Here is a 6,482-nt window from a genome sequence, read left to right as displayed (position 1 = left end):
GTCTTCCCCGTGGAGCTGACGGTCACGGACCTGTTCTCGGCGCAGAACATCCGTCAACTGGCCGCCGTCATCGACAGGTTGCGCGCGGCAGGTCCCACCCCGGCGCCGTAGCCCAGCGGCGCCTCCACTCACCGCCGCCGGCGCCACCTCTGCCGCGGACACGGTTGGTCGGCATCGCCACACCTGCGTCCACTACACGTGGGCAGACTCGCCGTCGTGACTGAGGTGTTGGTCGTCGGCGGTGGGATCGCGGGGCTGACCACCGCGCTCAAGCCTGCACGCCGCGGGAGTTGGCTGCCGGGTGGTGGACAAGGCACGCGAGCTGACCACGGTCGGGGTGGGCATCAACCTGCAGCCCCACGCCGTGCGGGAGTTGACCGAGCTCGGCCTGGAGCGCGAGTTGGCCGAGATCGGCGTGCCCATCGGCGAGGTCGTGTTCTGCGACCGGTTCGGCACGCGGATCTGGGGTGAGCCACGCGGGGTCGGCGCCGGCTACCGCTGGCCGCAGTACGCCGTCCACCGCACCCTGCGATCCACCACATGCGATACGACCGGAAGGCAGCAGACCGCGGAGAACTGCACGTGCTGGACGGCCCCCTCATGCCCACTCGGCACAGTCGCTGCGCGATCCACGTCCACGCTGCTTCCCGAAGTTGATGGTCTATCCCCGATGGCGTGAGCCCAACACCAACGGCGAATCCCTGCTGGTCCGATGGCGAACGCGGTCCGATCGCTCACGACGCGGAATCCCTCCAGATGCGCCGAGATCCTGACGCGATTGCGTCAGCCCGCTACCTTCCCGGGCGGCACGCAGTTGGCACTCATCTATCCGTTGCCAAACGCGGTGGACGAACACGACGTAGGACTCTGCGTGAAGTACGGCCTGACCGACATCTGGCCGAACCACGAACCAACAGAGCTCACCAACGCCCTGACAACGCTACTCGCGGAGATCGACCCACGTGACACACACAGTCGCATTCCACGCGGCGGACCTCATCATCATCGACAATAACCGGTGGGCACATGGCAGACGAGTTGTACGCGGCCAACGGCCGGATGGCGAAAAGCGAACCAACCCGCGGGAACCATGGAGTGTGACGCTGCGATGACTCAAACCCGCGCTCAAGCCGGGGCCTGATCCGGACGGAGCACCGTGGCGTCAGACAGGTGTGACGGGACAATTCGCCAGGCAGTCGCAGGCGGTGCGTTCACCTGTGGCACGACAATCGGGAGTAAGTCAACAAGTACTGAATTGAGACCCTCACCTGCATCGACGGGAGACACACAGGTCCGTGGGGGCAAATGTGTAACCACGACGAAGTCGCCGACGACCTCATAGTTGTCCCCAGAAACGGCGGGCGGATCACACCAGTGATCACGAACAGGTTGGCTTCGCCAGTAATCCTGTCGTCGACGTAGCGCTGAAATTCAGTCTGGGAGTCATACGTGTCAAGCCGACCCGCATCACGGACCCTGCAGATGATCCGCCGATATCGCACATCTATCGCGGTTGGATCCATTCTCTCCTGTGGCTTCGGAGTCCTGGCGATCCTGTGGTTCATGCGCGGTATCTGGTTGACGGACCCTCCCGCTCACCTCAAGGGGCTGTTTGCCTATCCGAGCGCCTACCTTGGTGACAGTCTCCTGATCCCGGCCGCGGTCGCGCTCACACTGGCAGGTGCGAGTCAACTGCCGCGGACGTCGCGCGATCGTATGCTCGCGGCCTTCGCCGCCGCCCTTGCCGGATTGCTGGCAATCGGTACACAGTTCCTATGGCTCATCGATCGCAATCCTGAGACAAACTGGACGTTTCCGGAGCCCCATCGGTTCAATATTGCGGGCGTTTGGCATGCGATGTGGTTCGTCGCCGCGTCTGCGACGTTGATGTTTGCGATCACACTTCTGTCGTGCAGGATCTCGGCAGCGCTGCGGGGAAATGTGCGAAATACCGCTGTCGCGATGCTGCGGAGCGCCGGCCCCTCGTTCGCACTGGCAGCACTGTTCACCTATGCCGTGCTCGCGACACGCGATTCCCTGGCATCGACCTTCAGTGCGCGTAGCTCCCTCTTGGCCATCGGCACAGCTGCGGTTGCCCTCCTTCTCCTCGCAACGCTTGTCCTCAGACGATCAATCGTGCTCCTCGCACCACACTGGGTGCTGGCGATGGGCGCGGCAGTCGCCGTGACCATGGCTGTCAGTGCGCCTTGGTCCGCGGAACGAACGCAGATTCTGGGCGAGGCCAGTTCGGCGCTCGTCGGCATTGGCCTGATGCTTCTTTCCCTGTCGCCAGGGCGCGAACTGCCGGCTGACTCCTATCTGGATTACCGTCCGAACCCCGCGCAGGTTTTGCTGGGTGGCACGATCCTCGTCGTGTTGCTGCCGTCATTTTGGGCGTACACCTCGGCCGCGGTGGTCCAGCTGAGATGGACCGACGCAGTCCTCTGGCTTCTTGGCTACTCCGCCACAATCACGATCATCCTGTTGGTGCTCGTCCGGCAGAACCGCCTCGGTTGGCTGCGCCAGGCGGCCGATGTCATGCTGGTCTCCGTGGCGTTCTGCACGATCGCGCTCGCCGCCCTCACCGTGCCGCACTGGCAGCAGGCGGCGGACTTGGGGCCGTTGGTCAGTGTTCTAGTCGGTGCCGCGATATCCATGCTCCTCTTTCCGATCCTCAAAGTGCGCATGCAGCTTGAAATAAGTGACGAAAGCGCGCCGGCCGACGAACACGGGTCATTCGGTCTAGCAGGCGCGGCGAAGCTGAGCGCGACGGCCACCGTTGGCATGCTCCTGGTATTTGGGCTGGCTGGGGCGGTGTCACTGCTCGCCTTCACTCTGGCGGCTGCGATCGATCGCGTCTACGTTGCCGACTCCGGCGCCATGCGGCAGATATGGCCACTCGTCGCGACAGGAGCAGCGCTGGTCCTGATCACGACAGTTCTGGTACGTCTGAGAATCCAATGGCTGACCGAGCCTCTGCGTGCACTGGCACCGCTACTCGCCCTTGGTTGGCCAGTCGCCCTGATAGTTGTAGTCGGGATCCGGGGAACTCCTCCTGTTACGGCGGTGGCGATAGCGGGTGGCGTAGTCCTCGCCCTCTGGTCCGTCGACACGATGGTCAATAATATCGGCACTCTGCGTGGCGGTGGGGTTGATGGTCCACTCTGGGCAGCCACTGGCGCGGTCGCGGTGAGCGGCTTCTTCTCCGGGTTCATCGCCAGCTCGGCGGCCCTCGCCGCCAGTTCTTCGCACGTCTACACATTGTTCGCCGGGCTCTCGGCCGCGACGGCGATACTCCTCGTTAATGGGGCGATGACGGTGGCGATCGGCCATCTTTCCTCCACACCGGACCGAGGAGGAACCCGGCACGGGATGTCCCACAACCTCGTGCAGGATTCCATTCTCGTGTTCATGTTGTACACGATAACCCTGGTAATCCCGGCCACGACCCTTCTTCACCTTCCCCCAGATCTCGGCGTCTGGGCCAGGCTCATAGCGACTTTTGCGATCGTCGGGCCGTTCCTGGCCTACTTCCTCAGGCCATACGAGTGGCTGCTCGAACTCAACCTCCAACACGTGAGCCGTGAGATCACGACCCGTGCCGAGGAAGAACACGTAACCCGGACCGCCGTGAACTCCGAACGTGGCCTACTGCGACGCAATGTCGTCATTGTCCGTGCCGCGAACGGCACCCTGGACGGTCCGCCTCAGCATCGATTCCTACGAGCGCTCAACGCCCACGTCCGCAACCAGAGCACCATGAGCAATACTCTGCTCCTGATCTCCTTGGTTGGGTTCGTCATCCTCCTGGGCGGCAAATCGACGGCGGCCTTCGCTTATATGCGCCGCAGCCAGGACGCCGATCAGCACTGACCATGATCCACTTGGCATACGACTACGAAAGGTAGTGACGGGTAATGCACGACACGTCTGGTGCGCTCGGAGCTCTCTATCAGAGCGAGAAAGCCGATGCCTCCTCGATCTCCAATGTGGCGATGGCCATGATGGGGATCGCGGCGACCTATGTCATCGGCGCCATCTCGTTGGTCGACAAATACGGGACGGACTCGTTCCCGTGGATCGTCGTCGTACTCCTTCCCGCGCCGCTGTGGCTCGTGGCCGCCTACCACTCGCTGATCGCGCTGACGGGAATGTGTCGCAGTCGGTCGGTCCAGATCATCGAGGGCGAGCTGTTCGACCTGTCCGGCATCCCGGGAGGACTGCGTGGTGCCATCGGCACGATGTCCGGTGACCAGATCATGGACATCGAGCACTCGAAGCCGGCACACCGGGTTGCGACGGCTTTCGTGTACTTCGGCGTCGCCATGTCCGTGATCGGGTACACGCTGTTCGCCATCGTCCGGTCCTGGGAACACCTCGGGTCGACGGCGCGCATCGTGGCGCCGGCGTTCTACGCAATGGCGCTGCTGATCGTGGCCGCATCCTGGACCGTCGGCCTGCGGGAGGTCGGCCGCCCCGTCAAAGCCACCCGGTGTCCGACGTGCAGTTCATGGATGGCGAAGCCTGAAGGAGATGTCACCACTCCCCCCGCCAATTCGCCCATCGCCTAGCGAACCCTGCCGATGAACACCCGCGACGACACCGGCCGCACGCCCTGGCGACGATACCTGCGGCGTGGGCGAAGAATCGTGGCATGGTGCGCGACATCCACTGCTGCGGTCCTACTTGTCGACCTGCTACTCGGCCTCGGTTATCGAACCAGCACAGACAGCGGTGTCGTCGTCACCGCACCCGCGTCTGGCACGGCACACCAGGCGCTGGTGGTGTTCCCCGGCTATTCCATGGACGGAGAGGTTCTGTCGGAGGCGTTCGCGCCAAGCCTCGGTCTGGACGACGCCATGGTGGTCGCGCGCTACGCCGAACGAGGCGTGTCCGGGGCCGGGCTCTACCGCTCCATCATCGGTGAGCTCACGAAGCTGGAGCCCGACACGTTGCGGGTGTACGGGGCATCGATGGGTGGTATGTGCGCGGCCGAGTTCCTGACCCACTATTCGGCGGACGGCGCACCGTTCGGCAAGGCGGTGCTGGTCCTCGACACCGCCCCGAGCAACGCCGACGACGTCAATAGGCCAGACTGGCTGCTCGGCCTGTCGACGTGGTACCGCGGAGGTCCGATCTCGTCCGCTGCCTGGGCGCTGACCAGCCAGCTGACCTCCGGCGATCCTGCACCGGAGCCGGACGCGAATCCCGAACTCATCGCGGAGGCGAAGTCTCGCGCCGCCTGGGCGGGCACCGCCGCGCTCACCAGCCAGGGAGCCTTCATCCGCGGCTTCCGAATGCCCACCGCGGCGATACTGCGCGGGGTCACCGACCGCGTCGGCTACCTCCACGCCCGAGATGCGGACAACGATCCAATGATCCACGTGTCCCGCGCGATCGAGGGGTGGAGAACGGTCTATCCAGACCTTCGGGTAACGACCATTCCGGGGCGGAAGGGACAGTGGCACATCCCGCTGGTGGAACGACCGTCCGAGACGATGCGGGCGGTGCTCACCGTGTGAATTCCCAGCAACGGCAACAGATCACAGACGTGCCCAGCCCGCCGAGACGGACCGGGAGGGAGTTCAGGACGTGGACTGGGTTTAGTTGCGACGAAGCAAACCTGCTGCCCCAAGATCAAGGAGCTGACTCACTATGAGGCCTGGACCTGATAGGCCCTCACGGCCATGACCGACCAGGCCCGCCCGGCCCATCCGCCCCCGGAAGAGGGTCACGGCGCGCAGTCATTGCCGACATGAATTCCGATATGATGTGGCCAAGACGGCGTGGGTTGGTAACTCGACGAAGGAGGAGCGATGGATCTAGGTCTGGACACGTCAGTCCTTCTTTTGGTGACCGCTATTGGCGTTCCGAGCTATGCCGGTCTAGTTTGGCTACTGGCCGCCGTCGTCGGCCACGCGGGCGCCGCAACGGGACTGCTTGTGGCAGCGTTCATTGCCGGTCTCGCACTTCTCTTCGTACTCCTATATTTGTTGACCGAATCGCTAATCGGTGGTGCGATCTGCTCCTTCGTCGGCGCTGTCGGCTGCGCCGCCGGCTTTGGCATCGTGATGCTGCTCAGCGCTAACGGTATTCTTACTAAGATACTGGGAATGATCGCCGCAGGCTCGATACTGCGCGGCTTGGTACCATTCATTCCAATATTGTTCTATAACGACGAGTTGATCGGCTGGGTTGCGCTTGTCGGCTATCTTGGCAGCGAAGGCGGGGCACTGGCACGGGCCGAGTTGACACATCATTTGTCGTGGTGGATGCTCGCCAGTCTCATCGCGATCGGAATTTTGCTCATCCGAAACAATATCGTCTACAAGCGTGATGCTATGAGTCCGTATATGCACTGAGGCGATCTCGTGTGTCCTGAACGTGGAGGGACGTTATGTAGGTAGGGCATTCTGAAGTGGTGCTACGCGGGGACGCCGCCCCCATGGCCACCGCCAGCTTCGCTATCTGGGGAATAGCGC

5 protein-coding genes are annotated in these 6,482 nt (G+C 63.3%); all 5 read left to right on the top strand.

Going from position 1 to position 6,482, the window contains the following annotated elements:
- The first annotated feature begins 301 nt into the window (after positions 1-301).
- The 5 genes from VET29_RS22905 (at position 302) to VET29_RS22885 (ending at position 6,362) form a co-directional block, all read left to right on the top strand.
- Positions 302-679 carry a hypothetical protein gene (locus VET29_RS22905; RefSeq protein WP_324923809.1) on the top strand — a complete coding sequence of 126 codons (378 nt, stop codon included), beginning with the start codon at positions 302-304 and terminating at the stop codon, positions 677-679.
- A gap of 884 nt (positions 680-1,563) precedes the next feature.
- Complete coding sequence (locus VET29_RS22900) at positions 1,564-3,873, top strand: hypothetical protein (RefSeq protein WP_324923807.1); 2,310 nt, start codon at positions 1,564-1,566, stop codon at positions 3,871-3,873.
- Between the two features lie 44 nt (positions 3,874-3,917).
- The gene (locus VET29_RS22895; protein WP_324923805.1) at positions 3,918-4,571 is read left to right on the top strand and encodes a hypothetical protein; all 654 of its coding nucleotides are present in this window, start codon (positions 3,918-3,920) and stop codon (positions 4,569-4,571) included.
- Between the two features lie 12 nt (positions 4,572-4,583).
- Positions 4,584-5,522: a hypothetical protein gene (locus VET29_RS22890; RefSeq protein ID WP_324923803.1), complete on the top strand. Its 939-nt coding sequence runs from the start codon at positions 4,584-4,586 to the stop codon at positions 5,520-5,522.
- A 294-nt stretch (positions 5,523-5,816) separates the two neighbouring features.
- Entirely contained in the window at positions 5,817-6,362 is a 546-nt protein-coding gene (locus VET29_RS22885; RefSeq protein WP_324923801.1) for a hypothetical protein, read from the top strand.
- Positions 6,363-6,482 lie beyond the last annotated feature (120 nt).

Source organism: Actinophytocola sp. (assembly GCF_035634895.1).
Taxonomy (GTDB): Bacteria; Actinomycetota; Actinomycetes; order Mycobacteriales; family Pseudonocardiaceae; genus Actinophytocola.
This window is presented reverse-complemented; position numbering and strand designations above follow the sequence as displayed.

Coding starts and splice junctions, on each gene's coding strand:
- VET29_RS22900 (WP_324923807.1), top strand. CDS start 1,564: ATGCGCGGTATCTGGTTGACGGACCCTCCCGCTCACCTCAAGGGGCTG.
- VET29_RS22885 (WP_324923801.1), top strand. CDS start 5,817: ATGGATCTAGGTCTGGACACGTCAGTCCTTCTTTTGGTGACCGCTATT.
- VET29_RS22890 (WP_324923803.1), top strand. CDS start 4,584: ATGAACACCCGCGACGACACCGGCCGCACGCCCTGGCGACGATACCTG.
- VET29_RS22895 (WP_324923805.1), top strand. CDS start 3,918: ATGCACGACACGTCTGGTGCGCTCGGAGCTCTCTATCAGAGCGAGAAA.